Raw genomic sequence first — 4,102 nt, 5'->3', positions numbered from 1 at the left:
GCCCAGGATGGTATCCTGAAGCGCAGTACGGCGCATATGCGCGAGCGGTGTCTGATAGCGGATGATCTCAGGCACCATCGATTCGATCAGCGAATGGTCCTCGCGGAGCTTTTGATACTCGCCCGGATTCTCGTTAAGGAACAGCAGGCCGCCAGTGATCGAGTTGCGCGTGGTATCATTGCCGCCAACGATCAACAGCACCAAGTTGCCGAGATATTCCATCGGCTGCATGTCGCGCATCGACGGATTGTGCACCATCATCGAGATCAGATCACCCGCCGGAGGCGCGTTGACACGCTGGTTCCACAGGCCCGTGAAATAGGTGAGGCATTCGATCAAAATCGCGCGCTGTTCGTCGCGGGTCATTTTGGCATCAGGCGCGCTGACATCGATGGTCGTCACGTCGGACCAATATGTAAGCTTGCGCCGATCCTCCCAAGGGAAATCGAACAGCGTAGCGAGCATTTGCGTCGTTAGTTCGATCGAGACGCGGTCGACCCAGTCGAACGGCTCATTGATCGGCAGATTATCGAAAATCTTTTGGGCGCGCTCGCGGATCAGCACTTCGAGCACGGCCAGATTGGCCGGGGCGACGATCGGCGACACCGCCTTGCGCTGCATATCATGCTTGGGTTGATCCATCGCGATGAACATCGGCAGGATGAAATCATCATCTTGATCCTTCGCCGTGATCCCACCAAGATGCGCTTCCGAGGAGAAAACGGCGTGGTTGGTATCAACCGCCATGATGTCCTTGTAGCGCGTCACCGACCAGAACGGGCCGAACCGGCCATTGGCGCAATAATGCACCGGGGCTTCCTTCCGCAGCCGCTCAAAAAACGCCCAATGGGTATTATCGACGAAGCGCGCTGAGTCGGTCATGTCGATGTCTTCGATCGGCATCGAATACGCGATCGAGCGGGCTGCTTCGATTGCTTCATCCTCGATCTGCTTGAAGGCGGTCGCCATGATCAGTCTCTCCCGTGGTCGATCCAGGTCGAGGCTGGATGATACTACGCATCCGCACATTGCGCCGTTTCCTGCTCAGTCGCAATGTGTAAACGGGTATCCCCCGGATTGGAAAAGGTGCCGATCGGCTGTCATAAGCGCCTTGTCTTATGACTTTGCGGTCCGTTCGGGTCATGATGCGATGCCCGGACTTGGGTGGCCACCCAGGTCCGAGCAGAAGGGGATGGATCACAAAACCGCTGGTCGTGAAGGGACCGGGTTAGAGTAGGATCACCCCTTTCTTTTCCATCAGGCCCGAACGGATACCGGGGCCACAAGGCTCGGATGACAAGCATGGGACAGCGGAAAAGATGAGCAATGACCTACCACAAACCATCGGCATCGACATCTCCAAAGCGGCACTGGGCTGCCATGCCCCTCCTGCCGGGATCGATCGCCAGTTCCCCAACACCGCCAAGGGGCACAAGGCGTTGATCGTATGGGCCAGGAAATGGCAGACCGAACGGATCGCCTATGAGGCGACCGGCACGCTTGCCAAGACCGATCGTATCGACGCCAGGTTGCTCGCCCGCATGGCGATCGCGCTGCAACCTCCGGTCAGGCCTGCTCGCAGCCCGCAGCAGAACCAGCTGGCCGAACTCGTCAACGCCCGCGACGGACTGGTCCGCGATCGCACCGCACTCAAGAACCTCACCGTCACGCTGCTCAAGCGGCACTGCAGCCAACGCCTCGAACAGATCGCCGCGCTGGACGCCGAGATCGCGGCCGTCATCGCCGCCGACGAAAAGCTCGCCCGGCGCCACGACATCCTCACCAGCATCGCCGGGCTCGGCACGCTCACCGCCAACCAGATCATTGCCACCATGACCTCGCCGGCCGGCCTTGCCCCTGTCGCCCGCCAGTCCGGCCAGTGGAAAGGCAAGAGTTTCATTCGCGGCGGCAGGGCCAACGTCCGCCAAGCCCTCTACATGCCTGCTCTGGTCGCCGCCCGCTTCAATCCAGACCTCAAGGCCAGATACCAGCAGCTCATCGCCGCCGGCAAACCCGCCAAAATCGCCATCACCACCGTTATGCGTAAGCTCGTCGTCATGCCCAATGCCCTGCTCAAAGCAGACCGCCTCTGGACGCCAGCACGCGCTTGACCATCACGGATACTCTAATAGCTCTTTGGTAGACCAAGCACGCGTTCCGCAACAAAGCTCATGATAAGTTGCTCAGTAATCGGTGCAAGGCGCGTGATCGCGACCTCGCGATATAACCGTTCGACGTGGTATTCCTTAGCGTAGCCGAAACCGCCATGAGTTGCTATCGCCTGCCAGCAAGCATCATGACCAGCGCGCGCTCCGAGAAATTTAGCGCTGTTCGCCTCTGCTCCGCACGGGAGGTCGGCATCGTAAAGCTCAGCCGCCTTCATTGTCATAAGCCATGCCGATTCCAAATACATCCAACGCTCCGCTAACGGATGTTGAACGCCTTGGTTGAGCCCGATCTGACGATCGAACACGATGCGATCCTTTGCGTATTGAGTAGCGCGGCGCAGCGCGTCCTGGCCGATCCCAATCGCCTCCGCGGCGATCAACACGCGCTCAGGGTTCAGGCTGTGCAGAAGATAAGCAAAGCCCCTTTCCTCTTCCCCGATCCGATCTTCGTCGGGAACGAACAGGCCGTCAATGAACAAAGCGTTCGAGTCAACTGCACTGCGCCCCATCTTCGCTATTCGGTGAACGTCGATCTTGCTTCGATCAAGGTCGGTGTAGAAGATGGTAATTCCATCGGTAGAGCGCTGGGAGTCCTCGATCTTTCTGGTTCTGGTAAGAAGCAGGATCTTGTTCGCAACCTGAGCAGTAGATGTCCATACCTTTTGACCGGTTACCAGATAGCCGCCGTCAACCTTGTCAGCAAACGTCTTTATTTGGGTCGTGTTTAGCCCCGTATTCGGCTCGGTCACACCAAAACACACTTGATCTTCGCCTGCGATCAAGCGCGGCACCCAGCGCGCTTTTTGTTCAGATGTGCCTTGCACGACGATCGGGTGCGGGCCGAACAGGTTGATATGAACCGTCGATGCCGCCGTCATCCCACCTCCATGGCTCGCCACCTCGTGCATCATTACCGCGGCTTCTGTGACGCCCAGCCCGGCCCCGCCGAAGGCTTTGGGCATCGTTATGCCAAGCCAGCCCGCCTCCGCCATTGCGCGATGGAAGGCGTGCGGGAACACGCCATCGTTGTCTCGCGCGAGCCAGTAATCATCACCAAATTGGGTAACGACCAATCGCACGCCTTCGCGGATTGCTTTCAGGTGATCGCTCTCGACACGCTCTTTCATCGATTCTCTCCCGTCCCCGCATCGGCGTGCACCACCGCGCTAACTCGCCGCCACTCAAGCCATCATACGCTCGATCGCCGCGCCGATCTGCTGGGCCGCGTCAAGCACATGCTCATCGTCCAGGTGGGCGTAGCGCGCCGTGGATTGCGGATTGCGATGCCCGAGTATACGTCTTGTGATCGAGCAGCTTTTGCGGCTTCGCCTCGCGGCCATAGGCTTCGAATAATCGCATTCCGAAAATATGCTGTTGGGCGTCGGACAGGTCGCGGATGAGCGGCCAAACCTTGCAATCTTCTACCGCGATCCCAGCCAAAACCTCATAGGGGGAATGACGCTGATCCTGGCCGGACTCGTCGATGAACAGGGTCCAGATCATGATAGGTGTGTTGCTGCCTTCGTGTTTTGCCCCGACCTTCTTTCATTCTCGGCTATGTTGCAAACGACGCCAGTCTGTATCGCTAGAGAAAGAGTTCGGGCGCGGCCCTGCCGGGCACGGCTCTATCTCCTGCCCATCGGGCGTCCGACCGAGCCACCTGCCGCGCCTCGTCCAATGTGTGTGACGATCCTCGCGTGGTAGGGTCGACGACGGCGACGATCGGCATCCACTCGATCGCCGCCAGAAAATCACCAATCGCGCCGACGATAGGCATTGAGCCATCGCCGACGTCGGTGTTCCGCCGCGTCGTGGATCATGTGGCACCGCTGGCAGAGCGCCGCGAGGCTGGGCGAACAGGCGCGCAAGGCGACGGGCGCCGAGCCGCTCACCGTGCTAGCCGATCGCGGCCATTTCACTGGCCCGGAGGTGCG

At 59.5% G+C, this 4,102-nt stretch carries 4 protein-coding genes; 1 reads left to right on the top strand and 3 read right to left on the bottom strand.

Annotation, left to right across the window (positions count from 1 at the left end; translation table 11 throughout):
* Positions 1 to 969: cytochrome P450 (locus tag KAY22_RS25485; RefSeq protein WP_296625905.1), on the bottom strand; the 969-nt coding region annotated here is incomplete at its 3' end.
* A 350-nt stretch (positions 970 to 1,319) separates the two neighbouring features.
* Here KAY22_RS25485 and KAY22_RS25480 point away from each other — a divergent pair.
* Positions 1,320 to 2,111 (top strand): transposase, encoded by a 792-nt coding sequence (locus KAY22_RS25480; RefSeq protein WP_296625904.1) that lies wholly within the window; start codon positions 1,320 to 1,322, stop codon positions 2,109 to 2,111.
* A gap of 14 nt (positions 2,112 to 2,125) precedes the next feature.
* On the opposite strand, the gene KAY22_RS25475 is transcribed toward KAY22_RS25480, so the two are convergent.
* Positions 2,126 to 3,295 carry an acyl-CoA dehydrogenase family protein gene (locus KAY22_RS25475; protein WP_296625903.1) on the bottom strand — a complete coding sequence of 390 codons (1,170 nt, stop codon included), beginning with the start codon at positions 3,293 to 3,295 and terminating at the stop codon, positions 2,126 to 2,128.
* A 112-nt stretch (positions 3,296 to 3,407) separates the two neighbouring features.
* Positions 3,408 to 3,671, bottom strand: coding sequence for a DUF3800 domain-containing protein (locus tag KAY22_RS25470; protein ID WP_296625902.1), 264 nt, complete (start codon positions 3,669 to 3,671; stop codon positions 3,408 to 3,410).
* Positions 3,672 to 4,102: the final 431 nt, after the last annotated feature.

This window comes from Rhizorhabdus sp. (genome assembly GCF_018006725.1).
GTDB lineage: Bacteria > Pseudomonadota > Alphaproteobacteria > Sphingomonadales > Sphingomonadaceae > Rhizorhabdus.
This window is presented reverse-complemented; position numbering and strand designations above follow the sequence as displayed.